Origin of the sequence: Williamwhitmania taraxaci, assembly GCF_900096565.1 — a bacterium.
GTDB lineage: Bacteria > Bacteroidota > Bacteroidia > Bacteroidales > Williamwhitmaniaceae > Williamwhitmania > Williamwhitmania taraxaci.
The window spans coordinates 21675-46436 of record NZ_FMYP01000031.1 but is presented as its reverse complement, the minus strand read 5'-3'; the positions used below and the strand labels follow the sequence as shown (position 1 = coordinate 46436).

The following is a 24762-nucleotide window of genomic DNA, read 5'->3' as shown; positions in this document are numbered from 1 at the left end:
GCCGGCCAAGTGGATAATGCGGGGACGACAGCGCATCCTAAAGCTCTTTTCGGCCAAGAAATACCACCTGCTGCTGGAGTGAAGCGGCCACGCTGCTGTGCCCAATGGGAAAGGTATGCCCGCGCCTCAATAGCTAGTAATTGAATACCTGACACTTACGGTTCGTTACGGTTTTTATTGTTGCAGGCTTCCAAAAAAGGAAGTTGCAAACCATAGGGGGAGCGAAAAACGGAAGAAGTGACGCAAAGAAGGGCTATGTCGAACCAAAAAAATGGCAAAATATCCACCAAGCAAACCTAAATACGCTAAGATTTAAAACCTAGCAATCGACCTGCGGATTTAAGGCATTAAAACAAGAAGATGCAGAAAGAGTTCACCGAAACGGAACGTATCGTTTTAGGAAAAGGAACCGTCCGATTTTAAAAAGGGGCGTATCGTTTGGACAAAAGGAACCGTCCGATTGTGAAAAAGGAACCGTCCGATTTAAAAACGGGGCGTTCCGTTTGTAAAACGCTAACGGGGTGACTCTTACATTATAGAGTCACCCCGTCGATATTTCCGTTACAGGTTACTGAATGTCGTTAGCCGCTCTTCACCCGGTTCCCCGTTGTCTACTTTATAAAGAAATCGAGCATGAGCCGATCCTCAATGTAGGCCTGAAGGCGATCGCCCGCCTGCACGGGACCAACGCCGGCGGGGGTTCCGGTAAAGAGTAGATCGCCCATTTTTAGCGATAGGAATATGGATACATGGGCAATGAGCTTATCCACGCTGAAGATCATGTCGGAGGAGCACCCGCTTTGAACCACAATTCCGTTCTTCTCGAGCCGGAAATGGATGGCGTTAGGATCGGGAAGCTGATCGAGGGGAACAAACTCCATACTTACCGGGGCGCTGTAATCGAAAGATTTGGCGCACTCCCAGGGCAACCCCTTGGCCTTGCACTCGCGCTGAAGATCGCGGGCTGTGAAGTCGATACCAATTCCCACCTCGCTGGTGTAGCGCGAAGCAAATCGCTCGGCAATGTGCTTTCCCAGCCGGTTGATCTTATACACCAACTCCACCTCAAAGTGTATCTCCTTGGAGAAATCGGGAATGTAAAACGGCTGGTTGTGCCGAAGTTGTGCCGTGTCGGGTTTCAGAAAAAATACGGGCGACTCCGGAACTTGGTTCTCCAGCTCCTTGGCATGCTCGGCATAGTTGCGTCCAATACAAATAATCTTCATGTCGTTAGAATTATTGCAGACAACGAGGAGATCTTAACAAACAGGCATTAGGCCTTCGTGTTCATCGACCGAAGACGAATACCGGTAAGCACTTTCTTGGTGTAGAGCGGGAAATCGCCGTTCATCATCCAAGCGTAGTAGCCAGGCTCCTCTTTGAGAACCTCCACTACCGCGCGGCCCTTGTGCTTGCCAAAGTTGAATAGCTCAACCCCATTTTCGTCGAATATGATTCGGCCCGCAAAATCGGCATTGTTGCTGCGCGAGGAGAACTCGGCCAAGAAATCAACGTCGTTCTTCAGTTCGGGATAACGGTCGAGCTGCGATTTGAGCACCTCGTAGGTAGCAATGGTATCGGCCTCGGCACCATGCGCCCCTTCAAGATCCTTTTGGCAGTAGAATTTATATGCCGCAACAAGGGTTCGTTGCTCCAGCTTGTGGAAAATATTTTGAACGTCGATAAACTTACGGTTCTTAAAGTCCACATCGACACCAGCGCGTAGAAACTCCTCAGCCAGTAAGGGAAAATCGAACTTATTGGAGTTGAAGCCAGCAAAGTCGCACCCTTCAATCATCACCCCCAGCGATTTGGCAATATCCTTAAAGGTAGGTTCGTTCTTCACATCCTCGTCGGTGATATGGTGAATGGCGGTAGCCTCTGCCGGAATTGGAATCGTTGGATTCACGCGTCGGGTCTTTACCTCCTCGCGTCCATCGGGGTATACCTTCACAATACCAATCTCCACAATCCTATCCTTCGAAACGTCAATACCCGTAGTTTCTAAATCCATAAAAACCAGCGGATTCTTAATGTTAATTTTCAAAACGCTATTCCTTTAAACAATTAAACAATCAGTATCTAAACCATGTGCCGTATGCCTACGCGCAAACGTTGTTCAACGCCGAAGACAAAACCAGCTGAACACAAACCCCATACAAAACAAAAGCCCGGCACAGATGGCCGGGCTAAGGTAGTAAAAAGTATGGTTAGCCGTTTATCATCATCGGCATAAGCAACATGAGGGTATCCTCGTCGTCGATCTCCTTCTCGGTAGGCAGAATAAGGCCTGCACGCGATGGATCGGAGAGCTGAAGAACCACATCCGAAGAGGAGAGGTTCGAAAGAATTTCGATAAGGAAGGTGGACTTGAACCCGATTTGCATGTTATCACCTTCGTAAATGCAGTTGAGCCTTTCGTAAGCCGAGATGGAGAAGTCGAGATCCTGAGCCGAAATGGTAAGCTGGTTGCCAACCAACTCGAGCTTAACCAAGTTGCTTGCTTGGTTGGAGAATACCGCAACCCGCTTAAGTGCGTTGTAAAGTTCAATACGATCGATGGTAAGCCTATTGGGGTTGTTGGCAGGAATAACCGAAGCGTAACTTGGGTAGGTTCCTTCCACCAAACGGCAGATCATCCTATAGTTGGTAAGGGTAAAGAATGCGTTTTTATCGTCGAACTCCACCATTACATTGTTTGAATCCTTTGCCAAGATTGCCTTTAGAAGGGCAGCAGGTTTTTTGGGAAGGATAAACGAAGCAGCACCATCGGACTTAACATCCATGCGCTTGTAGCGAACCAGCTTGTGAGCATCGGTGGCAACGAAGGTAACATCGCTTTCGGTGAGCTCGATAAAAATTCCGTTCATAACGGCACGCAACTCATCGTCGGCTGTAGCAAAGAGGGTCTTGCTGATACCGCTGAAAAGGGTTTCGGTGCTGGTTTGAAGAACCGATTTCTTATCCTCCCTTACGGTAGGTATTGCGGGAAAATCTTCGCCATCCTGACCAGGAAGGGTAAACTTACCTGTTTCGGAGTTGATAACTATTGCCTTAGTATCGGTGTTCACGTCGAAAGTAAGCGGCTGGTCCGAAAACTCCTTAAGGGTATCGGTAAGCAGCTTAGCCGGGACGGCAACAACACCCTCCTCGGAAACATTCTCGAGGTTAATACTGGTAACTAATGTTGTCTCCAAGTCGGAGGCAGTAATGGTAAGCCCATTGCCCGAAAGTTGGAAGAGGAAATGGTCGAGAATTGGTAAGGTATTTTTATTGCTGATTACCCTACTCACGGTTTGCAAATGGCTGAGCAGCTCGGTGCTAGATACAACAAATTTCATCCCTCGGCGTATTTAAGTTTTGATTAATTATTCCTGATTTTGAACCTCAATATTACAAATAATTCTGATGCTTTGCAAGCATTCAACATTACTCGAAGAAGTAGCTTATACTCTTGATTGTCAAATCTACATCAACCCAGTAGGCTGTATATAAATTCGTTCCGTTCATCAATATAAAAAGATAATCGTAATCGAAGCGCGCCTTTTTTCCCGTAGCATCAAGGTTCGTTCGCGAAGGCATGGGAATGAAATCGAGCGAAGTTGTGCCCTTGGAGCTGGTAATTGAAATCGAGTATAAGGGCGATTTTTCTTGAATACTTTTTTCGACAACAGCAATGGTGCTCATGCGGGTGAGGTAGTTCAGATAGCGTGAAACCGCCCGAAGGTTTACCCGCTTGTTCACGTCCACTCCCCTACCATCTACCACCTGAAATCCAGCACCATTCCGACGAATGGTAAAGGAACTATCGGGCTGAAAAAGGTTTTTAAACACCACCTCGGTTATCTCCGATTCCGACGCTGTAACCAAGCGACTATTTACCCAGAACGATGGGTTAACGCTTACCATCTCCACCAACCGAGCCCCTTGCTTTGCAGTTCGTACAACAGCACCGGAGGAGTTCCCTTCGGATAAGGCTACCGTTCCTAATCCAAGAGTATCGGTATAAACCAGCCGAATATTTCGCAGCCATTCGCCTTCACTTCCAAACCGAATCCTTAGCGCATTGCTTGCAAGGAGTTGACTTTGAATTACGGAATCAACCATCTTAGGGATTGGTGCATAAACGTCGATCGATTGAAATGCGGACAAGAAACCGGAAACCAGCGCATGGTTAGCCACCCTTCCATTGACCGACCACCCTTGAGCCGTACGACTCAGCAGAAGCGAATCGTGTCCACTGCCAATAAATATCCTATCGACACTAGCCGTATCGGATATGCTATAAGATTCGGGCATCAGATTACCACCGAGGAATAGCGTGCGCGCCGTTTGAACCAGCGTGGGAGCCATCAGAACAAGTAGCCCAACCACCACAACGCCAACCAGCAACAGCCTTCTGTTACGACTATTTTGTTTGAGGAGTGCCATACTTCCGTTTCCTTAGGTAGAAAAATAGGATACCAAATAAAATCACAACAACAGAGGGCACCACAACATTTATGATCTGCCAAGTAACCCTACTGGAGAGAACCTTATTTCGATCGAGCAACCGCAGCTGCAGATTCCTATTGCGCAGCGAAATAAGATCACGACTATCGGTGAGATAGCTAACCAAGTTCAATACAAAATCCTTGTTGCCATACGTTTGGCTAGTATACTTATCGAGCCCCAAAGGCATAACCGAGATTCCATCGGGCCGCACCTTAATATCGTTCCGGATAATATCGGCATCGGCTATCACCGCTACCTTTGTTTCGGGGCTATTGTTAATAAGCGTTACCGAGGCATTGGGCGTATATTCGCTAATCATCCTATTGCGAAAAACCGAACGAAAACGCCCCTCAAGCAAAACTGCAACCGGCAAATGCTGCTGATTGAATTCATATTTCAGCGGACTATTGCGGATCTGACCCAAACTCACCATTAGGGGAGCATTCATGACCCGTGAATAGGGCGAGGAAGCAAGGAGTGTTTTTTTTGCGATACCCGAAACAGACGAAAGCGTATCGATGACACTACAGAACTGAGTCTTCACCAGATTTAAGTTACGGCTTATGGGGCTTTCATCGGAAGGATTTAAAAGTGGGTAATAGTACCAAGGAGCCGGAACAAAATTGGGCCGCTCCCCAGCCAGAGCAACATTTACCGGAATGGAAGAGCACTGCATGTCCTGCAGCAATACCGCGTTAAGCCTCACCCCATAGGTAAAGAGCATATCCTCGAGGTTTATATTGTTTGGCATGGCCACCGTCATGCTACCGTGTGCCAAGCTATCCTCGCTTACCACAACAGGGTCGATAAAGAAAGCCACCCGGCCTCCCTGCATGATAAACTGATCGAGAGCAAACTTATCGACCTCCGACCAGGGGCTCTTTCCTCCCGCTACAATAGCCAACTTATATCCCTTTAGTGCCGAGAAATTTCCTCCGAGCGTTATGCGCCCCACGTTGTAGTAGGCCGATAACTCCTGAGTGATAGCAGCCACTTGGGGCGCCTCCCATTCACCGTGCCCCTCAATAAAAGCAATGGCAGGTATGGTATCGAGGCTAAGCTTATCAATTGTGTTTATCAGATTGTACTCCACATTCTGAATGGATCGGTTCAGATTCTCCTCTCCACTAATTCCGGGCACGTTGGTCAAGAAATTAATTGGAAGCTGCCGACCGCGGTAGTTAACAACAGCCCCAGGGAATACAATTTTCTCGGACGAACCACCCTCAACATCCTTATCATGAATATTGATTGGCTTAACTCCCTTATCGAAAATGGCCTTGTACTCCTCATTACGTTCCTTCGGATCGGTAGATTCGGATGGGTTTACAAACCGAAATTTAAAGTTACTACCCCCATACACCTCAAACTCATCGAGCATCTCCTTTACTCCACTTTTGAGTTTCTTAAAGCCGATGGGCATCTCGCCATCGAGGTATACAGTAATGTTCACGTAATCGGTAAGTCCACGAAGCACCTCCTTCGACTGAGGGCTAATGCTATAACGTTTATCGGAGGTTAAATCGATTCGAAAGAAGAAAAAGGAAGCAATCATGTTTGCCACGACAACAGCCCCAATAAAAAGGAGCATTTTAGTGGATTTGCTTTTGCCAAAACACCTCTTTAAAGCTAAGTTGAACGTATTCATAACCTATTTCCTCCGTTGAAGTATGAGCTTACTGGCAAAAAGAAAGATTGCCGAGACGCTCAAGAAGTAAATCACATCGCGAGAATCGATAACCCCACGGCTCATGCTCTTGTAGTGATCGTTGATTCCTAGCCATACAACGGTAGACTCAATGCCCCGAAGTGCCTGTATCGTTCCAATAAACTCAAACCCTAAGTATAGGGTAAAGGAGAGCAACATTGAAAGAATAAAGGAAACAATTTGGTTGGTGGAGAGCGTGGAGGTAAAAATTCCAATAGCCACATAGGCCGATGCTAAGAAGAAAAGGCCAAGAAACGATCCCCATGTTCCTCCAAGGTCAATGTTTCCAACCGGATTACCCAGTGAATACACAGAAAAGAAGAAGATAAGCGTTGGCACTATTGCGCAGAAGACCAAGAACACGGAGGCCAAAAATTTTCCCATCACCAACTCCATTTCGGTGATTGGTTTGGTAAGAAGGAGTTCCAACGTTCCAGCCTTATGCTCCTCCGAGAAGGTTCGCATGGTAATGGCCGGAACCAGAAACAAAAACACCCAAGGTGCTAGCATGAATAACGTATCCATGGAGGAGTATCCTGCATCAAGCACATTCATCTCTCCAGGAAAAACCCACATAAACAAACCATTGGCCACTAGGAATACTAGGATGGCAATGTAGCCTGTGAGCGACGAAAAGAAAAGCCTTACCTCTTTAGCAAATATCTGAAACATAGGTTTGTATTTTCACAAAAAAAATTATTTACAGAATAATATCATCAATGCGAACAGAAATAGAAAGCACTATAAAAATAACCACGCTGAGCTAACTATAACGAAAAAGAGTAGGATATCTTGTGAAAGAATACAACTCTTCTCCCAGTATGTTAAGCCAGTTCGATTTACTGTCCAATATCTGAGGTATTCGGTTCCCCAACAATCAGTTCAACCTCCCTAGCATCGGGAAAAAAGTTGGTGACCTCCTCAATAGGAATTATTTTCACCCCTTTAAAGTAAAAGTTGATAATAGCGATATAATCCATGCCGCGGTTTGCCATTTCCATGGCCCCTATTTGACACATCCCCACACCATGTCCGTATCCTTTACCTTTGAGAACAACTTCGCCATCAACTTTTGTCACGCTAAAGAACGCCGAGCGAAGGCCTAAATCGGTCCTGATTCGAGCAAATGCAATAGAATCTCTACCTATTTTGTAATAGGTCTTTCGGCTCTCTTGAAGAAATGAGAGGCCTTCACCAGTAAGCGAACTCGACGAAAAACCCTTGGACGAAAGATAGCTGGTAAAAACATTTACCGGCATACGCTTCTCCCACGTTGCATTCCGTTTACCCACGCAGAATGGATCAGCAACCCTAGTAAGGTAGTATTTTGCTTTAGGCCAAACCTGTTCGGAGTTAGCCGTTTCGCCACCACAAGTGGAATGAAAAGCCGCAATGATGAGTTTTCCTGTAGAATCGGCCACTACCTGACGGTGAGTTGCAAGGGCAGCCTTAAAAATCTCAGGGTTACGTGTCGAACGCCCCTTAAATGCCTGGCAATGCACATCGTCGCAAAGGCTGAATCCCTCTGGAGCATGTTTGTCGGTGTGGCCGAGTGCATAGGTGCGTGCAAGCAATACCTGTGCCTTATAAAATTCAGGTTTAGCCGAATTGCCAGCCTCCGCCTCAACTACCCCTGCAATGTATTTCTCCAACTCAACATGGTTTACCAACAACAACTTACCATTTTGGGGCGTGAGAATGGCGTTATCGTCGTACCAACGAGCCGCAAGTTTAGGATTGGTCGGCATTGTCTTAAACGATCCCGACGAGGTATTACTATACAAAACTACAGAGTTGAATGACCCAATGTGTTTGCTTGCTGTTCTTACCCGAACCTTACCTTCGGATATAGAAAAGAAAAGCATTTCTCCGCTGGTAATGGATACTGAGCGAGAACTATCGAGCATTAAGTGGTATTCACCTTCGGTAACAATGGCCACTGAAGATAATGGTTGCGTGTAGAAAAGGGCTATTCGGAGCGAATCGGTATTAGCAGATAGGTTACAAGATACTACGAGAAACGCAAGGACTAGGAAATTCTTCATTAAGCTTTCAGTTGTTTTAATTCGGTAACCATCTGCTCCCCTACCCGATAAGCCACACCTGGCTCGCCAAGCATTGTGCGGAGAAGTTGATATTCGTGGAGCATTGCGCTTCGGGCTGGGCTATCGTAAAGCAATTCGTTAAGTTCCTGGGCAATCTTGTCGATTGTAAAGTCGTGCTGAATAAGCTCCTTAACAACCGGCTTATCCATAATCAGGTTTACCAAAGAGATATAGCGAACCTTAATAAATCGTTTTGCAATGTAATAGGAAATAGGGGAAGCTTGGTAGCAAACCACTTGCGGAGTGCCAATAAGAGCAGCCTCCAAGGTTGCCGTTCCCGAAACCACCGCCGCAGCCTTGGCAAAGGCAAGCAACTCGTATGTCTTTCCAAAAATAATTTTCACGGGTAACGCACCAACCGTTTCATTATAATCGCTAATCGTGAGCGAAGGCGCACCAGCCACAACAACTTGGAAATCGGGGAACCGTTCGGCTAACTTTGCCATGGTAGGAAGACACTTAGCTATCTCTTGCCTTCGGCTACCGCTCAAAAGGGTGAGGATGGGCCGTTCATCAAGTCCATGTTCTGCCTTAAACTCTTCGAGGGTTGGTAGAGCATCAATCTTTTTCGCCACACTATCAATAAGCGGATTACCGGTATAGTAGGCATCAATCTGAAAACGCTTAAAATAGTCTATTTCGAAAGGGAAAATCACAAAGAGTTTATCCACGTTACGCTGGATTCGCTTGACACGTCCCTCCTTCCACGCCCACACCTTGGGAGCAATGTAGTAGAAAACCTTAAATCCTTTATTGTGAGCGAACTCAGCAATTCGGAAATTAAACCCGGGGTAATCAATAAGAATAACCACATCGGGATTCCATTGAGCAACATCCTTTTTGCAAAAGCGAATATTTCCGAGCACCTTAAAGATATTCAGCAGCACTTCAATAAAACCCATGAACGCCAATTCTCGGTAGTGCCTAACGGGTATTCCAGCCTCTTCAGCCATTAAATCGCCGCCCCAGAAACGAAATTCGGCATTGGGATCTTGTTGCCTTATACCCCGAATTAGCATAGAGCCATGTAGGTCGCCCGATGCTTCCCCGGCAATGAGATAGTAGCGCATACTGAGTTAGTTTTCTAGTAAATTATTTGCAACGTAAAAACAAGGATTGCAATAACTATGGTAGCACCCAGAACCCCTCGTGCCGATTGTAGACGATCGGTCCAGATAAAAATAAAGAAAGGAATAAGGTTTGGGTAAACACATATACTCAGCATTTTGGAAAGCGCTCCATACGCCACCAGCCCTTTGATATAGGGAATAACACCAAAGGTATAGCCCTTAAACAAAAAGGTAACGGCAAGGATTATAATGGGCAATCCAAATCCGGCGAGAAGTCCTAGCTTAGTGGAATCAAATCGTTGCTTCATTTTTGTTAGATATAAGTTCCCAATTCTTCATTTTCTCCATTTCCTGATAGTTTGTATAGTCCATATTTATGGGAACAATGGAAATATAACCGTTGGTAAGAGCCCACTCATCCGTATCGGTAGACGCCGGTTCTGCATTATGGTAGGATCCAGTGAGCCAAAAATATTCATGTCCACGAGGATCGATACGCTTCTCAAACTCTTCACGCCACGAACCAGCACTCATCCGGCATACCTTAACCCCTTTAATCATATCGGATGGAAGAACTGGAAAATTAACGTTTAAACAACCGCCTCGCACTAATCCCTCTTCCAAGACCCTGGCGGCTATTGGTCGGCCATGTATTACAGCAGCAGAAAAATCGGCATCGTAGGAATAATCCAGCAAGGAGAAGCCCACCGAAGGAATCCCATAGAGAGAACCTTCCATTGCCGCTGCCATCGTTCCTGAATAAACGATGCTCACGGCAGAGTTGGACCCATGATTGATACCTGAAACTAGAAGTGCTGGCTTTTCCTTTACCACCTCGCTCATAGCCAACTTAACACAATCGGCAGGGGTTCCGCTGCAGGAGTATATAACCAGTCCTTCTTCCTCTTTCACTTTTGTAAGCCGTAGCGGAACCTTAATTGTAATTGCGTGGCTCATACCACTATTGCCCTCCTCTGGTGCTACCACAATTACCCGACCAAGAGGCCTTACCATCTCCACAAGCGCAGCAATACCCGGCGCATTTACTCCATCGTCATTGGTAACTAAAATTAATGGCTTCATTCTTTACTCCTTATTTTAATTATGGCTTGCAAATTTAACTAATTACCATTGTAACGCAAACAAAGCGGAATTGGTTTATAATATATGACAGTCCCATTTACTGATCCAACCGAGAAGACACCTATACCACTACACTTCGCCTAACTTGTATTTTTCAATGCCCAATGCAACCACAATAAAACATGCGTTTTAAACTGATATATTGCCCAAAACAAAAAAAATGTTACTTTTGATAAGTGGTAAAAAAGCGAATGGTTAAGCAACATTCAGACTTACACCACATAATAAAAAGAGTATTCACCCTTAAACGCTCTAGCCATGACAAAAGAAAAAAACACAAAGCAGGTTAATACAAAAAAAGAACCTACCAAGACCTTGAAGGAAAAACGCGCTGAGAAACAAGCAAAACGTGTTGATAAGAGTAAGGGCTAGTTCGCAGCAGCCATAGAATTTAACTACAAGAAAGCCCTGCAATTTAATATTGCAGGGCTTCTTACATATATCAGCATGCCGTTTCTCATATTAAAAGAAGCAAGGAAAACACGTTACCGATTAAACCACTCCTCTACGTCTTAACTCCCAAAAACAACGGGCAGTGGCATTAATATCGGCAGCAGCATTGTGGGCCTCTTCAAAATTGGAATCGAACAGCTTATAGTGTAGTTCCGATAGTTTGGGCCACTTATTACCATATGGACCGGGGATGGCGCAAAAATCGGTTGTAGACTGCATGGTGCAAATCTTCTTCTTGGGAACAATTATATTCTCGAACTGATTCCTTAAGAACTCCGCGCCCATAATTTTCTCATCAAAGCTAATGTTGTGCGCAACCAACACTTCCGCCTCAGCAACTAAACTGTGAAAATCGGCAAGAACATCCCGTAAATTAACCCCCTCTTCCATTGCTCTTTCGGTGGTAATACCATGAACACGTGAGGCATCGGTTGGGATAATAAATCCTTCTGGCCGAATGATTACGTCACCACCCAATATTTTTTTGCCATCGGAATCGTAGTAAAGGTAAGCCAGCTGCACAAGACGAGGCCAGTTATTCAGATCGGTAACCGGTGCCTTCCAGTTACGGGGAAGTCCGGTTGTTTCGGTGTCGAAAAATAGATACATCCTATTTCAGGTTTAAGTTGGTTTAACAGATAAAAACGAACTACATATCAACGTTATGCTATAACAATCTAGACATAAACAACAACAGATCCTACTATCATATCGTGAATCGCCTTTCCTTTGGAGTCGCCCATAACCGTAAACAGAGAGATCAGCCCAAGGCTTCATTTCTCGTCCATCTCAGTTTAAATTCAAACGTTCAGCAATGTTTGCAGTAACAAACCTATTGAAATTTTGCCTTATTTCAAAACCATTTTGAGATACCTAACCTGCAAATAGCCATAGCCACAAGGTAAAATATTACTACCAACCATTTCTGATCCGCTATTTTTGCTACTTTTGCTTGCTCTAGAAAATGAGCACTACAAAGAAGATTAAATAGTTATACAATGAGAATATCTTACAGTTGGCTTAAAGATTATCTGAAAACGGAGCAAGGCCCCGAAGAAATATCCAGAATACTTACCGATATTGGGTTAGAGGTAGAATCGCTCGAGAAGGAAGAATCGGTAAAAGGTGGCCTTGAAGGCATCGTTATTGGGTATATTGTGGAATGCGAACAGCACCCCAATGCCGATAAACTCAGCGTTACCAAGGTGGATGTTGGCGGTCCCGAACTACTCCAAATCGTTTGTGGCGCATCCAACGTGGCTAAGGGACAAAAAGTTCCTGTGGCAACCATTGGCACTACCCTATACAGCGGTGATGAGAATTTCAAGATAAAGAAATCGAAGCTACGTGGCGTTGATTCCGAAGGGATGATTTGTGCCGAGGATGAGCTGGGACTTGGACATTCGCACGACGGCATCATGGTGCTCGATCCCGCTACTCCAGTGGGGACACCTGCCCGTGAGTATTTCAAGATTGAAGATGACTATGCATTTGAAATAGGCCTTACACCAAATCGTATCGATGCCGCTTCGCACTTTGGTGTTGCCCGCGACTTGGCCGCATACTTTTTTGCCCACGGAGAGAAGGCAACCCTAACACTACCTTCAGTAGACGCCTTTAAGGTGGACAATAACAGCCGTCCGATTAAAATTACCGTCGAAAATAGCGAAGCATGCCCCCGATATACCGGCATTACGATAAGCGGTATTACCGTGGCCCCTTCGCCCGAATGGCTACAAAAGAAGTTACGCGCCATTGGCCTCAACCCTATCAATAACGTGGTGGACATTACCAACTTTATTTTACAGGAGCTTGGCCAACCACTTCACGCTTTCGATGCCGACCAAATAAAGGGAAACCACGTTCGGGTTAAAACTATGGCGAATGGCACAGCCTTTACCACCCTCGATGAGCAAGAGCGCAAGCTGCATAACGACGACCTAATGATTTGCAACGAAACCGATGCCATGTGTATGGCTGGGGTATTTGGAGGTATTCATTCAGGAGTAAGTATCAAAACCACAAACATTTTTATTGAAAGTGCTTACTTTAACCCTGTGTGGGTACGTAAGGCTGCACGACGCCATGGTCTAAGCACCGACGCTTCGTTCCGCTTCGAACGTGGCACCGACCCAAACATTACCATTTACGCCATCAAGCGCGCCGCAATGCTCATTAAGGAAATTGCCGGTGGTCAAATATCATCCGAAATAATAGACGTTTACCCCACCAAAGTCGAAAACCAAAAGGTAGAGGTAAACCTCAGCCGCATGTGCCGATTCATAGGTAAAGAGATTCCTTCGGCACAGCTAAAGGCTATCTTCCATGGACTTGAGATGGAGATCATTTCGGAAAAAGGCGACGACATTACCCTTTCCGTTCCTGCCTACCGCGTAGACGTAACCCGTGAAGCCGACGTTGTTGAGGATGTGCTTCGCATCTATGGATACAACAACGTAGAGATTTCGCAAACCATAAAGAGCGCCATCACCATTCAAAAGAAGCCCGATAAGGTTCGAATCACCGACCTCGCATCCGAATTCTTAAGCGCCAATGGGTTCAACGAAATCATGTCGAACTCTCTTACAAAAACCTCTTACTACCAGGGTATTGAATCGTTTAAGGAGGAGAATACGGTTAAAATCCTGAATCCGCTCAGTTCCGATCTCAACGGATTGCGACAAACGCTCCTATTTAATGGACTAGAGACTGCCATTTTCAATATCAACCGGCGCAATTCGGACCTAAAGTTCTATGAGTTTGGCAACTGCTACTCCCACTCGAAACGGGATACCAACAACCTTCTCGACAACTTTAACGAGGATACCCGCCTTGGCATGCTCCTTTCGGGCAATCAGGCTGCGGCCAGTTGGAACCAGAAGGCAGAACCTACCAACTTTTTTGTTTTAAAATCGTACGCCGAAAAGGTGCTGCATAAGTTTGGGGTAAATATCGAGAAGGTTACGATAAAAGAACTATCCGATGAATTATACTCCGATGGCCTCACCTATTTTATGGGTGAAAAGGTTCTCTTTACAGTCGGAAAAGTTAACCCCAAATTGCTAAAACAGTTTGATATCAAGCAGGATGTCTACTTTGCCGAAGTTCGCTGGGATGTTGCCATTCGCTTCTTTGGCCGCAATACCGTATCCTACTCAGAAATGCCCAAATTTCCGGAGGTAAAACGTGATTTGGCACTACTTATCAATTCCGACATCACCTTTAAGATGCTGAAGGATATTGCCCATAAAACCGAGAAAAAGCTACTTAAGACAGTTTCACTATTCGACGTTTATGAAGGACCACACTTGGGTGAAGGCAAAAAATCGTATGCCCTCAGCTTTATCATTCAGGATGAGACGAAAACCCTTACCGACGTTCAAATTGACGGCATCATGAACAATCTTATTGCCGCCTACGAGAAAGAGGTTGGAGCAAAACTGAGATAACTCATTTCCAATACCATGCAAGGCCGTTTCAAGATTGAGGCGGCCTTCTTTTTACCTATCCCTCATCAATATTTATCGCTTTCGCTTGAAATTAGCTGCTTAAGGTTATACCTTTAACAAAAAACAGCAAAGCCATGAACATAAAGGTAATTAAAGGAGACATAACCCGTCTGGATGTTGATGCAATTGTAAATGCTGCCAATAATACCTTACTTGGTGGGGGTGGTGTGGATGGCGCCATCCATAAGGCAGCGGGTAACGAATTACTCGAAGAGTGCCGCCTACTGAATGGTTGCAACACCGGAGATGCCAAATACACAAAAGGATATCGATTGGTAGCAAAATATATTATCCATACCGTTGGCCCTGTATGGCAAGGAGGCAACAGTAACGAACCAGAACTGCTGGCCAGCTGCTACTATCGATCGCTAGAACTTGCGAAATCTCTCGACATTAAAGCCATTGCCTTTCCAAATATTAGCACAGGAGTATTTGGCTTTCCCAAGATTCAAGCGGCCGAAATTGCCCTAAAAACCGTTAAGCAATTTCTGCAAGCCAATCCATTTCTCCCCATCGAAATAACCTTTGTGTGCTTCGACGACGAAAACTACGATTTATACCACCAGCTGCTAGGTTAGAACTGGCTTGCTTAGTAGAAAAGGTTATACTTCTCCAAACGACGATCGAGCGACTGTCTGGTAATATTCAGCATGATGGCCGCTTCAACCTTCTTAAAACCAGTCTTCTCCAATGCCTTAATGATAGTACGTTTTTCCAACTCCTCGAGGTCGAACATCTCATCGATTTCTGTAGGAACTTCCTCTATATTAACATCATTGAGCATAAAATCACGCGCCCGAATTTTGTTCCCATCGGTAAGAATGATGGCGCGCTCTACCATATTCCTCAATTCTCTTACATTCCCAGGAAATGAATATTGACTTAGAGCCTTATATACCTGAGCATCAACTTCCGGGACATTCTTATTGAACCTGCTGCAGAAAAATCGCAAATAGTAATCGAACAGGATAGGGATATCCTCCCTCCGTTCCCGTAACGCCGGAAGGTTAATTATGAATGAGTTGAGCCTATAAAAGAGATCAGATCGAAATCGATTTTCCTCAGTCATTAGGGCGATATTCTTGTTGGTAGCGGCAATAATGCGCACATCGACATCAATCTGCTGATGCGAACCAATCCGCTGAACCTTCCTGTCCTCTAAAACACGGAGCAGTTTGGCCTGCATCAAGGGTAGCATCTCTACTACCTCATCCAGAAAGAGAGTGCCACCACTTGCGATTTCAAACCAGCCCTCCTTCTCGTCCATTGCTCCGGTAAATGCGCCTTTTTTATGCCCAAAGAACTCGCTTTCGAAGAGTGAATCGGGAATAGCAGAGCAGTTTACAGCACAAAACAGGTTCTTTTTGCGATTGCTTAAAAAGTGGATTCCTCGCGCCACAAGTTCTTTCCCTGTGCCACTTTCGCCAGTAATCAGAACGGAAGTTGTATCGCTCTTGGCTACACGTTCCATCAAATCGACTACCCGCTTCATGGCAAGGCTTGTTCCAATGATTTGATGTCCCACGTTTTCTTGTAATTCCTTAGATAGAAGGGCATAGCCAAGATTTGCCTCCTTCAACTGCGAATTCAATTCCACAAAGCGTCTGCTGCGTTGAATTGCCGCCTTCATGTCGAGTAATCGGAACGGTTTTGTAAAAAACTCCATCGCCCCAAGTCTCATCGCTTGAATAACTGCATCCATGTCGCCATGGCCAGTAATCATTATGACCTCCATGCTGGGATAATCCTCCTTGACTCGCCGCAGCACGGACAACCCATCCATTTCGGGTAGCTGCAAATCCAAGATCAACACATCGACTTTAATCTCCTCTAATATAGAGAAAGCTTGAGAAGGACGCTCTGCCTCAAAAAGGCTATATCCCTCTTCTGTGAGAAACTCGACGATTTCCACCCGAATAGCTTTTTCGTCATCTAGCACTAGAATTGATAGATCTTGCATTTGAAATTAGTTTGAAATTGGCAATATTACTTCCATACGCGTATACTCACCCTCGCGTGAATCCACCCGTAGTTCACCAAGCATATCTTTTACTATGCCATAAGTTATGGATAACCCTAAGCCTGTTCCCTTATCCTCCTTCTTGGTAGTGAAAAAAGGATCGAATATCTTGTCCTTATTATCATGTGGCACTCCAATACCGTTATCCCAAACCACAATAACTACTTCTGAACCATTGGTTTCGGTTTGAAGTTTAATTCGCTTTACGTATCCAGTGTTATTCTTTTTTTCCTTCTCCTCTACCGCATGCTTGGCATTTGAAAGCAGATTTAAAAATACCTGTTCGAGACGATAGCCATCCCCGAGTACATATCCCGGAATATCACCTAATACAACCTCTAGATCAACCTTACTAGTAATTAGTTGAGCATTTATCATAAGTAAGGCATTGTTTACGACCTCATTTACATCGACTCTTCCAAAAAGAACTTGCCGCTGCGAACGAGAAAAAGTGCGGGTATGCTCAATGATTTTCTTTATCCGCTCCACATGCTGAAACATACTTTCAATCTTGCGGTTGAGGTAATCATCGGTAAGATGGCCTTCTAACAATTTAATTTGAATATTATCCAACCCCATCGATATTCCCCCCAAAGGTTGGTTTATTTCATGCGCAATACCGGCAGACAAGGTTCCCAACGATTCTAATTTTGATTTTTGTGCCAGTAACTCCTGCTGCATCTCCTGTTTTCGCAACTCTTCTACAATGCGCTTCTCCAAACTTCGGTTAAGTTCGCTAATACGCTGTTCGTTATCCTTTTGTCGTCTAACTTCCCTCATTTTACTCCGGTATCGCACAAAAAGAATCATGAAAAGCAAAAGCACCACGGTAATACCAAAAATAAGATAGAGAAACTGAAAACGATTCCGAGTTATTTGCAGACGCTGAATTTCCGTGTTTTGCTTCAATATCTTATTCTCCTGATCCTTCTGCGAAATCTCGTAAAGCATTTGAAACCGAGCCAACTTAGTTCCCGACTCATCGCTATAAAGACTATCGCGTATCTCGGACCATAACTTGTGAAATTCGAGCGATTGTATAAACTTTCCCTCCTGCTCAAAAACAACAGAAAGAGAGAGGTAAACATCGGCAACTGTTTGATTTAATTTATGCTGTTTCGAGAGGTAAAGTGCGGAGTTCAGCAAACGAAGAGCCTCTTGAGTTTTGCCCATTGTGCTCAAAATCCGTGAAGAAATAACGTAGGTCGAGACTAAATCTTTATAGTTGTTGGTCTTTGTATATAAATAAGACGCTTGCTGATAGTACCCTTGGGCCTTGACATAGTTTTTTTGAACAAAGTAGATGTCACCGAGATTGGAATAAGCCAATGCCGTTTCGTATGGAATCTTTGCTTTCTCAGCCAAAACCAGAGCAGAGTCGGTATAAGTTTTGGCTAGACGGTAGTTCTGTTCTGCAAATGCAAGGTTACTCATCTGCAGAAGAATAGTAACAACTAAGCGAACATCTGCCCCACCTTTACAAATATCATAGGCAGTTTGAAGACTCTTTTTTGCGCCAGGATAATCGTGCAAACTTTTCTGCGATGAAGCTAATAGAATAGATGTTTCGACTAACAAATTCGACATTCCTTTGGGATCCTTCCTATACAGCCGCAAAGCAATTGTATTCGCTTGAATGGCAAACTTTCTGGCCTCCTTTATCTTACCATACTCCAGCAATAACCTGCCCATCTTAAGGGAAGCCTCCGCTAATTCTTGTCCTACCGCCATCCGTTGAAGAATTTCGATGGCCTGCAGGTATGCGGATTGGGCAAGGTTAAAGTTTCGTTCTTCTACATAGAGGTCGCCCAAAACAATATAAACCCTGCTGTACTCCTTCCACCTGCCGAGTTTCTCGTATATGGCCAAGGAGCGCTGGAAGTAGCGCAGGCCATTCTCATAGGATTTGGTTTTAAAACTCGAAACCCCCATCCGAATTAAAGAAGCAGCCTCATAAATTGGAGCACCCAGCGATTTTGCTGCCACAAGTGCCTTTAAACCATACTCCAAACTTTTGGCAGGGTCTTTAGCCAAGGTGGAGTCTGCCAACTGTAACAGTATTTCGACACGCAAAGAACCAGTGGCGTTAACGAGTTGCTTCTCCAGCGATTCAACTGTCGACTTACCAAAGGTTAGCGTTACCAAAAACGACATCAGGAATAATAGCAATACAAACTTCCTCATAGACTTTCGATCACTGGGAAAGTTAACATTTTTTTGCATAGGTAAAAGTCGGAACAACAAAGAAAAAGAATCATTTTATGGACCTTTACTATTAAGCAGATAAACTAACCGTGAATCGTATGTCATTATCAAATCATTTCTCTGCAATCTTTCATTACCCGATTAGAAGCAGAAATTTACTGAAGATGGCAGGAAAAATCGCCCCCACCACTTCTCTTCCTCTCAATTCTCAAAAAAAGTCTGTCATTACAAAAATCTTTTTATATTTTTGTCTTATCCCAATTGGGGAAAATACTTCAAAAGAATGAACTCGGTTCAACTATCTTTCAGACTGTTTTTTGTAACGAAGTTTAACTTTCTGAACGTCAAAAGACGCGACAGTTTTCCATTTTAGTTTGCTGCACATCCGTTGCAGCCATAGGTCTTTCTGTAATCATTTTTCAACATTACTACTTACCTTTTAAAAAAACTAAAATGGAACTTCCTTTTTCCGAATCGTACAAAATAAAAATGGTGGAGCCAATCCGTAGGAGCACTCGCCAAGAGAGAGAGCAATGGATCAAAGATGCTAAGTATAATCTCTTTAACCTTAAAAGCGATCAGGTGTTTATCGACCTACTCACCGATTCCGGTACCGGTGCAATGAGCGACAGACAATGGGCCGCCATCATGATGGGCGACGAGAGCTATGCCGGTGCATCGAGTTTTTTCAACATGAAGAATGCGATTAAAAACATTCTTGGTTTCGACTATTTTTTGCCGACACACCAAGGACGTGCAGCTGAAAACGTGCTATTTTCGGTATTAGTAAAAGAGGGCGATTATATTCCCGGCAACTCCCACTTCGATACCACCAAGGGGCATATTGAATTTAGAAAGGCTCACGCTGTAGACTGCACCATAGACGAGGCAGCCAATACCGAACTTTACCACCCATTTAAAGGCAATGTTGATCCGGCTAAACTCGAAAAGTTTATGGCCGAACACAGCAGCAAAGTACCTTTCATTATTGTAACGGTGACCAACAATACAGCTGGAGGTCAACCTGTTTCGATGGAGTGCATACGTCAGGTTAGGGCCATAGCCAATAAATACAATAAACCAGTAGTTTTCGACTCTGCCCGCTTTGCCGAAAATGCCTACTTCATTAAAATGAGGGAAAAAGGCTACGAAAGCAAAACGATTAAAGAGATCGTTCGCGAAATGTTTAGCAATGCTGACGCTATGACCATGAGTAGCAAAAAAGATGCTATTGTAAACATGGGTGGCTTTATTGCCATGCGTAGCGAGAAGTTACACCAAGAGTGCTCTGTGTTTAATATCATGTTCGAAGGGTTTATTACCTACGGCGGAATGTCGGGTCGCGACATGAATGCATTGGCAGTGGGCTTAGACGAAGGAACCGAGTTCTCTGTATTAGAAACACGCATTAAGCAGGTGGAATACCTAGGCGAAAAGCTCAAAGAATATGGAGTTCCATTCCAGTTCCCTTCTGGCGGTCATGCAATTTTTGTGGATGCCAACCGAGTGTTGCCCAATATTCCAAAAGAAGAATTTAGAGCACAAACCTTAGGTATTGAGCTATACCTAGAGGCTGGAATTAGAGGCGTTGAGATTGGAGCAATCCTTGCCGACCGCGATCCTGAAACTAGGGAAAACCGATATCCAAAACTTGAGTTGCTTCGCCTTGCAATACCTCGCAGGGTTTATACCAATAACCACATGGATGTGGTAGCAGCAGCCCTTAAAAATGTATTTGATCGCAGAGACCAAATCAAAAAAGGATTCTGCGTTACATGGGAAGCCCCAATTATGCGCCACTTTACCATTCACCTAGAGAGGGCAAAATAATCAAGACACAATTTTCGTTAAAAAAACGGCACTTAGGTGCCGTTTTTTTGTTTTATCACCAGCTATTCCCGAGGAATTATACCTTTGTTGCGAGAAAAAAATACTATTTCTGAATTTCAATTACTCCCGTGATTGAAGAAAAAAAAAGAATAACCACATGAAGGCTAGATGAAGGATTTAACCACCGGCAATGAAGGAAAACTAATTTTAGGTTTTGCGGCTCCAATGCTAATAGGCAACATTTTTCAACAAGCTTATAATATTGTAGATGCAATAATCGTAGGAAAGTTCTTGGGAAAAGAGGCATTAGCTGCCGTGGGGGCATCGTTTCCCATAATTTATGCAGTAATTGCGCTTGTAATTGGTATTGGAAGTGGGGCTAGCATCGTGATATCCCAATACTTTGGTGCCAAGGACTACGCAAGTGTAAAAAAGGCATCGGATACAATCAATATATTTCTGATGGTAACCGGAATAATTGTTGGCCTAGTTGGGTTTTTCTTTAGCCGAAACCTACTTCAACTAATTCAACTTCCACCAGAACTAATTCCACAAGCTCAAACATACCTGAGCATCTACCTTGGAGGAATGGTAGTTTTTTTTGGGTTCAACGGTGCGGCATCCATCCTTAGGGGACTTGGCGATTCAAAGACACCACTCTACTTCTTAGCAATAGCAACCATATTCAACATAGTCTTCGACCTGCTTTTTGTAGTAGTATTTAAATGGGGCATTGCAGGAGCTGCTATAGCTACCCTGTTCGCTCAAGGAGGGGCATTTGCTACTGCTATATTCTACCTCAATAAGAACCACAACCTGCTTAACTATTCGTTTACTAGGATGCACTTCAGCGGGTATATCTTCAAACAGATTTTAAGAATCGGATTACCATCTGGCATCCAACAATCCTTTATTGCGGCTGGAATTGTTGCCCTAAACACGATAGTAAACACTTTTGGAACGAACGTTATTGCGGCCTACTCTGCCGCCGGACGAATCGACTCCCTCGCCGCACTACCCGCAATGAACTTCTCAGCTGCACTATCGGGCTTTGTGGGTCAGAATATGGGTGCTGGAAAACTCGACCGAATCAAGAAGGGATTAACCTCTACATTGCTGATGTCCTCCGTTGTATGCGTAATTTTAACAGCGTTAATAATTGTCTTTAGCACCCAACTCATGCAGCTCTTCACCACCGATGAAGCAGTTATAGCCATTGGACGCGAATACCTGATTATTGTAAGCACTTTTTATATTCTCTTCTCTACAATGTTTGTGTTTCATGGCGTATTAAGAGGAGCTGGAGCGAGCATTGCACCTATGATTATAAGCATATTTGCACTTTGGCTTTTCCGCATTCCAGCAGCCATGTTCCTCTCGAACATTTTCGGAGAAAAAGGAATCTGGTGGGCCATCCCAATAGGGTGGGGAATTGGCCTGGTGGGATCAATTATTTACTACCGCACGGGACGATGGAAAAAGAAGGGTGTAATAGGCACAAAGGATTCGACTATACAATCCGACAATACATTGTAACCAATTCATGTCGCACCTAAAGAGCGGTCTTAGGTCAGGGATTTCGCATTCAAAAACATATTGAAATCTTACTTTTAAGACTGACTGGCGTGCTTTTTAAGAGACAAAAAGTAGGTGGGGATTAGGACAACTCCCCGAAAGGTGATATTTTCTACTGATTTACTGATCATTAAACGGCATATTCGACATCACATAACAATAGCACCTAAAAAGAAATTGGTTTTTGGCTCTCTATCCGTGCCGTTCCATCAAGGTTTTGTCCATAAATTTTGAATTATGTGTTACCTTTGGTGTTTAAAACATGGAAGCATGATAAAATCGATGACAGGCTTTGGGAAAAAAGACGCTGAATTTTCCGGAAAAAAAGTCACTGTAGAAATCAAATCACTCAACAGCAAGCAGCTAGACCTGAATTTGAAAATTTCCGGTGTTTACCGTGAAAAAGAGTTCGAGTTGCGCTCCTTAGCAACCAAGGAAATTGGTCGCGGGAAAGTTGACTTTTCCATTTATATGGATTACTCGCACGATGACAGAGAACCAATTATAAACAGAGAAATCTTTGCTGCCTACCACAGGCAAATGATTAATTTGGCCAAAGAGAATGGAATTAAAATTAAGAATGAGCCAATATTCCAAACAATACTTAAACTTCCCGATGTTCTTAAGGCTGAGAAACTAGAACTTATTGACCCCGAGTGGAAAGTTGTATACGAGGCTGTTTTGGAGGCAATTAATCAGTTCAATGCCTTTAGGATTCAAGAGGGTGAAGCCTTAAAAAAAGATCTTACGGCACGAGTTGAAGCCATTGCGCAAAAACTCGAGGCAATTGAACCTTACGAAAAAGAGCGCATCGAAACCGTTCGAAATCGACTAAAAGATGCTTTTTCGGAACTACAATCACAACCCGATCCCGACCGCTTCCAGCAAGAACTTATTTTCTATATCGAGAAACTGGATGTAAATGAAGAAAAGGTAAGACTGCGTAACCACCTCAAATACTTCATTAGCACAATGAACGATGAGGACAACGTGGGCCGAAAACTTGGGTTTATTGGGCAAGAAATGGGCCGGGAAATAAACACATTGGGATCGAAGGCAAATCATGCTGCCATCCAAAAGTTAGTTGTGGAGATGAAGGACGAGTTAGAAAAAATCAAAGAGCAAGTTCTCAACATATTATAATACATGGACGGTAAACTAGTTATCTTCTCCGCCCCTTCGGGTGCCGGCAAAACTACCATTGTAAAAAAAATGTTGGAACTATTTCCAACCTTAAAATTCTCCATATCAGCTTGCAGCAGATCCGTGCGCAGCGGTGAGTCCGATGGAGTAGATTACTTCTTTCTATCACCCGATACTTTTCGTGCAAAAATTAAGCAAAACGAATTTGTTGAGTGGGAGGAGGTCTATCCAGGTAGTTACTATGGCACACTTAAATCGGAGGTTGAACGCATTTGGGATGCCGGGCACCACGTTGTCTTCGACGTGGATGTAAAAGGTGGACTAAAGCTTAAATCCATCTTTGGTGAAAAAGCACTAGCCATTTTCGTCATGCCCCCTTCAATTGAAGAGTTGGAGAAAAGGCTGGCCTTAAGGTCAACCGAGAGCGATGAAACGCTCAAGATGAGGATTGCTAAGGCTGAGGATGAAATTAGTCACGCACCGCAATTCGACCAAATTGTTATAAATGATGAACTGCATCATGCTGTTGACAAGGCAAAAGGATTAGTGGAAACCTTTCTTCAAAAGGGATAACTTCATTTAGGGAAAGAGAACCAACAACTAACCTCAACCTCCAAATAAAATACGGTGGTATGAAAACAGTAGGACTTTACTTTGGCTCATTCAATCCAATTCATATTGGCCATATTGCAATAGGAAACTACTTTGCTGAATTTGCGGATCTGTCGGAAGTATGGTTTGTCCCAAGCCCCCAAAATCCGCTTAAAGAACAAACTGGGCTGGCAAAGGTTGAACATAGAGTTGCCATGGTACGTTTGGCCGTTGAGAATTCTCACCCAAGTTTCAAGATTTGCACGGAGGAGCTTACCCTGCCAACACCTTCCTACACCTACCAAACGCTCCTACATCTAAACAATATCTACCCAGAAATTCGGTTCAAACTCATAATGGGTGAGGATAGTTTGAATGACTTCCATAAGTGGAGAAACTTTCAAGACATCCCTGCGCTGGCAGATCTGTTGGTTTACCCCAGAAATACCAATGAACAGGAAAAAAGAACATTTACATTCCCATTTCAAATAGTTAAGGCACCGGCAATTGATATTTCATCATCTGTAATTAGGCAATGGCTTTTAAACCATCACGACATTCGGATGTTTATGCCTAAAGGTGTTTATGAATACATCCAGACAAACAAACTATACAATCAATGAACCAGAAACCATCAATTTCCGTAGCAAAGGTATTAATAGACGGCTTTCATCTTTCTGAGGCAAAGATATGCTTAGAACAGCTACTTAGCGAGAACAACAAGGATGATCAGGCGCTATACCTGATGGGGAATATAGCCCGTAGAGAAGGGCACTTTGCAAAAGCAATCAACTATTACAATGCTGCTCTTGAAGCAAATCCTGGGAACAAAGCAGCCGAATCGGGAATTGAAATGCTCAACGAGATTTTGGCATACCGAAATACAGACCTTATCAACCCTTAGTGATTCTCAACT

General features: G+C 44.1%; 21 protein-coding genes. 8 read left to right on the top strand and 13 right to left on the bottom strand.

Annotation, left to right across the window (positions count from 1 at the left end; all coding sequences use genetic code 11):
- Positions 1–611: 611 nt before the first annotated feature.
- From BLS65_RS09495 to BLS65_RS09445, 11 genes are all read right to left on the bottom strand, one after another.
- Complete coding sequence (locus BLS65_RS09495; RefSeq protein ID WP_092438328.1) at positions 612–1226, bottom strand: fumarylacetoacetate hydrolase family protein; 615 nt, start codon at positions 1224–1226, stop codon at positions 612–614.
- A gap of 47 nt (positions 1227–1273) precedes the next feature.
- Positions 1274–2047 carry a 3'-5' exonuclease gene (locus tag BLS65_RS09490; RefSeq protein ID WP_092438326.1) on the bottom strand — a complete coding sequence of 258 codons (774 nt, stop codon included), beginning with the start codon at positions 2045–2047 and terminating at the stop codon, positions 1274–1276.
- Between the two features lie 163 nt (positions 2048–2210).
- Complete coding sequence (gene dnaN / locus BLS65_RS09485; RefSeq protein WP_092438324.1) at positions 2211–3341, bottom strand: DNA polymerase III subunit beta; 1131 nt, start codon at positions 3339–3341, stop codon at positions 2211–2213.
- Between the two features lie 88 nt (positions 3342–3429).
- Positions 3430–4431: a hypothetical protein gene (locus BLS65_RS09480; RefSeq protein ID WP_092438322.1), complete on the bottom strand. Its 1002-nt coding sequence runs from the start codon at positions 4429–4431 to the stop codon at positions 3430–3432.
- Positions 4409–6085, bottom strand: coding sequence for a gliding motility-associated ABC transporter substrate-binding protein GldG (gene gldG, locus BLS65_RS09475; RefSeq protein WP_170830064.1), 1677 nt, complete (start codon positions 6083–6085; stop codon positions 4409–4411). The genes BLS65_RS09480 and gldG overlap by 23 nt, the downstream gene beginning before the upstream one ends.
- Positions 6086–6145: 60 nt before the next feature.
- A complete protein-coding gene (gene gldF, locus BLS65_RS09470) occupies positions 6146–6874 on the bottom strand; it encodes a gliding motility-associated ABC transporter permease subunit GldF (RefSeq protein WP_092438318.1) in 729 nt (242 codons plus the stop codon).
- A 167-nt stretch (positions 6875–7041) separates the two neighbouring features.
- A complete protein-coding gene (locus tag BLS65_RS09465) occupies positions 7042–8247 on the bottom strand; it encodes a SpoIID/LytB domain-containing protein (protein WP_092438316.1) in 1206 nt (401 codons plus the stop codon).
- Entirely contained in the window at positions 8247–9377 is a 1131-nt protein-coding gene (gene lpxB, locus BLS65_RS09460) for a lipid-A-disaccharide synthase (protein ID WP_092438314.1), read from the bottom strand. The genes BLS65_RS09465 and lpxB overlap by 1 nt, the downstream gene beginning before the upstream one ends.
- A gap of 14 nt (positions 9378–9391) precedes the next feature.
- Entirely contained in the window at positions 9392–9685 is a 294-nt protein-coding gene (locus BLS65_RS09455; RefSeq protein ID WP_092438311.1) for a hypothetical protein, read from the bottom strand.
- The gene (gene surE, locus BLS65_RS09450; RefSeq protein ID WP_092438309.1) at positions 9669–10460 is read right to left on the bottom strand and encodes a 5'/3'-nucleotidase SurE; all 792 of its coding nucleotides are present in this window, start codon (positions 10458–10460) and stop codon (positions 9669–9671) included. The genes BLS65_RS09455 and surE overlap by 17 nt, the downstream gene beginning before the upstream one ends.
- A 552-nt stretch (positions 10461–11012) precedes the next feature.
- Positions 11013–11582: a 3'-5' exonuclease gene (locus BLS65_RS09445; protein ID WP_092438307.1), complete on the bottom strand. Its 570-nt coding sequence runs from the start codon at positions 11580–11582 to the stop codon at positions 11013–11015.
- A gap of 389 nt (positions 11583–11971) precedes the next feature.
- Here BLS65_RS09445 and pheT point away from each other — a divergent pair, with 389 nt between their 5' ends.
- Positions 11972–14422, top strand: coding sequence for a phenylalanine--tRNA ligase subunit beta (pheT, locus tag BLS65_RS09440; RefSeq protein ID WP_092438305.1), 2451 nt, complete (start codon positions 11972–11974; stop codon positions 14420–14422).
- A 134-nt stretch (positions 14423–14556) separates the two neighbouring features.
- Positions 14557–15060: an O-acetyl-ADP-ribose deacetylase gene (locus BLS65_RS09435; protein WP_092438303.1), complete on the top strand. Its 504-nt coding sequence runs from the start codon at positions 14557–14559 to the stop codon at positions 15058–15060.
- A gap of 11 nt (positions 15061–15071) precedes the next feature.
- On the opposite strand, the gene BLS65_RS09430 is transcribed toward BLS65_RS09435, so the two are convergent.
- The gene (locus tag BLS65_RS09430) at positions 15072–16442 is read right to left on the bottom strand and encodes a sigma-54-dependent transcriptional regulator (RefSeq protein WP_092438301.1); all 1371 of its coding nucleotides are present in this window, start codon (positions 16440–16442) and stop codon (positions 15072–15074) included.
- A 6-nt stretch (positions 16443–16448) separates the two neighbouring features.
- Positions 16449–18686 (bottom strand): tetratricopeptide repeat protein, encoded by a 2238-nt coding sequence (locus tag BLS65_RS09425; protein ID WP_170830063.1) that lies wholly within the window; start codon positions 18684–18686, stop codon positions 16449–16451.
- A 474-nt stretch (positions 18687–19160) separates the two neighbouring features.
- Here BLS65_RS09425 and BLS65_RS09420 point away from each other — a divergent pair, with 474 nt between their 5' ends.
- From BLS65_RS09420 to BLS65_RS09395, 6 genes are all read left to right on the top strand, one after another.
- Entirely contained in the window at positions 19161–20537 is a 1377-nt protein-coding gene (locus tag BLS65_RS09420) for a tryptophanase TnaA (RefSeq protein WP_092438295.1), read from the top strand.
- 168 nt (positions 20538–20705) lie between these two features.
- A complete protein-coding gene (locus tag BLS65_RS09415) occupies positions 20706–22073 on the top strand; it encodes an MATE family efflux transporter (RefSeq protein WP_092438292.1) in 1368 nt (455 codons plus the stop codon).
- Positions 22074–22382: 309 nt separating this feature from the next.
- Positions 22383–23255, top strand: a complete 873-nt coding sequence (locus tag BLS65_RS09410) for a YicC/YloC family endoribonuclease (protein WP_092438290.1) — start codon at positions 22383–22385, stop codon at positions 23253–23255.
- Positions 23256–23258: 3 nt separating this feature from the next.
- Positions 23259–23828: a guanylate kinase gene (gmk, locus tag BLS65_RS09405; protein ID WP_092438288.1), complete on the top strand. Its 570-nt coding sequence runs from the start codon at positions 23259–23261 to the stop codon at positions 23826–23828.
- A 59-nt stretch (positions 23829–23887) separates the two neighbouring features.
- The gene (gene nadD / locus BLS65_RS09400; RefSeq protein ID WP_092438286.1) at positions 23888–24469 is read left to right on the top strand and encodes a nicotinate (nicotinamide) nucleotide adenylyltransferase; all 582 of its coding nucleotides are present in this window, start codon (positions 23888–23890) and stop codon (positions 24467–24469) included.
- Complete coding sequence (locus BLS65_RS09395) at positions 24466–24750, top strand: tetratricopeptide repeat protein (RefSeq protein ID WP_092438284.1); 285 nt, start codon at positions 24466–24468, stop codon at positions 24748–24750. The genes nadD and BLS65_RS09395 overlap by 4 nt, the downstream gene beginning before the upstream one ends.
- The last annotated feature ends 12 nt before the right edge of the window (positions 24751–24762 follow it).

Coding starts and splice junctions, on each gene's coding strand:
- BLS65_RS09410 (WP_092438290.1), top strand. CDS start 22,383: ATGATAAAATCGATGACAGGCTTTGGGAAAAAAGACGCTGAATTTTCC.
- BLS65_RS09465 (WP_092438316.1), bottom strand. CDS start 8,247: ATGAAGAATTTCCTAGTCCTTGCGTTTCTCGTAGTATCTTGTAACCTA.
- gldF (WP_092438318.1), bottom strand. CDS start 6,874: ATGTTTCAGATATTTGCTAAAGAGGTAAGGCTTTTCTTTTCGTCGCTC.
- BLS65_RS09495 (WP_092438328.1), bottom strand. CDS start 1,226: ATGAAGATTATTTGTATTGGACGCAACTATGCCGAGCATGCCAAGGAG.
- gldG (WP_170830064.1), bottom strand. CDS start 6,085: ATGCTCCTTTTTATTGGGGCTGTTGTCGTGGCAAACATGATTGCTTCC.
- BLS65_RS09415 (WP_092438292.1), top strand. CDS start 20,706: ATGAAGGATTTAACCACCGGCAATGAAGGAAAACTAATTTTAGGTTTT.
- pheT (WP_092438305.1), top strand. CDS start 11,972: ATGAGAATATCTTACAGTTGGCTTAAAGATTATCTGAAAACGGAGCAA.
- dnaN (WP_092438324.1), bottom strand. CDS start 3,341: ATGAAATTTGTTGTATCTAGCACCGAGCTGCTCAGCCATTTGCAAACC.
- BLS65_RS09395 (WP_092438284.1), top strand. CDS start 24,466: ATGAACCAGAAACCATCAATTTCCGTAGCAAAGGTATTAATAGACGGC.
- lpxB (WP_092438314.1), bottom strand. CDS start 9,377: ATGCGCTACTATCTCATTGCCGGGGAAGCATCGGGCGACCTACATGGC.
- BLS65_RS09420 (WP_092438295.1), top strand. CDS start 19,161: ATGGAACTTCCTTTTTCCGAATCGTACAAAATAAAAATGGTGGAGCCA.
- nadD (WP_092438286.1), top strand. CDS start 23,888: ATGAAAACAGTAGGACTTTACTTTGGCTCATTCAATCCAATTCATATT.
- BLS65_RS09435 (WP_092438303.1), top strand. CDS start 14,557: ATGAACATAAAGGTAATTAAAGGAGACATAACCCGTCTGGATGTTGAT.
- BLS65_RS09425 (WP_170830063.1), bottom strand. CDS start 18,686: ATGAGGAAGTTTGTATTGCTATTATTCCTGATGTCGTTTTTGGTAACG.
- BLS65_RS09455 (WP_092438311.1), bottom strand. CDS start 9,685: ATGAAGCAACGATTTGATTCCACTAAGCTAGGACTTCTCGCCGGATTT.
- BLS65_RS09430 (WP_092438301.1), bottom strand. CDS start 16,442: ATGCAAGATCTATCAATTCTAGTGCTAGATGACGAAAAAGCTATTCGG.
- gmk (WP_092438288.1), top strand. CDS start 23,259: ATGGACGGTAAACTAGTTATCTTCTCCGCCCCTTCGGGTGCCGGCAAA.
- BLS65_RS09480 (WP_092438322.1), bottom strand. CDS start 4,431: ATGGCACTCCTCAAACAAAATAGTCGTAACAGAAGGCTGTTGCTGGTT.
- surE (WP_092438309.1), bottom strand. CDS start 10,460: ATGAAGCCATTAATTTTAGTTACCAATGACGATGGAGTAAATGCGCCG.
- BLS65_RS09445 (WP_092438307.1), bottom strand. CDS start 11,582: ATGTATCTATTTTTCGACACCGAAACAACCGGACTTCCCCGTAACTGG.